Below are 389 nucleotides of genomic sequence, written 5' to 3'. Positions count from 1 at the left end.
CTGCTGAACACCAAGCTCGAGCCGATCGGCACCCGTATTTTCGGGCCGGTGACTCGTGAACTCCGTACCGAGCGCTTCATGAAGATCGTGTCGCTCGCACCGGAAGTGCTGTAAGGAGCCGCCATGAACAAGATTCGTAAAGGCGACGAAGTCATCGTCCTGACCGGCAAAGACAAGGGCAAGCGCGGTACCGTGCAAGCCATGCTCGGCGACAAGGTCGTTGTGGAAGGTGTGAACGTTGCCAAGAAGCACGCTCGCCCGAACCCGATGCTGGGCACCACCGGTGGTGTGGTCGACAAGGTCATGCCGCTGCATATTTCCAACGTTGCGCTCGTGGATGCCAATGGCAAGCCGTCGCGCGTCGGCATCAAGGTTGAAGAGGGTAAGCG

Annotated in this window: 2 protein-coding genes; both read left to right on the top strand. The window is 59.4% G+C overall.

The features are described 5' to 3' along the window. A partial coding sequence (locus tag AC1DMY_RS21065) for an uL14 family ribosomal protein (protein WP_477166788.1) occupies positions 1-114 on the top strand: 114 nt, incomplete at its 5' end. 9 nt (positions 115-123) lie between these two features. Beyond that, positions 124-389, top strand: a 266-nt coding sequence (gene rplX / locus AC1DMY_RS21060) for a 50S ribosomal protein L24 (RefSeq protein ID WP_477166787.1), incomplete at its 3' end; no start/stop codon positions are given.

This window comes from Dyella sp. 01L423 (genome assembly GCF_056399945.1).
This window is presented reverse-complemented; position numbering and strand designations above follow the sequence as displayed.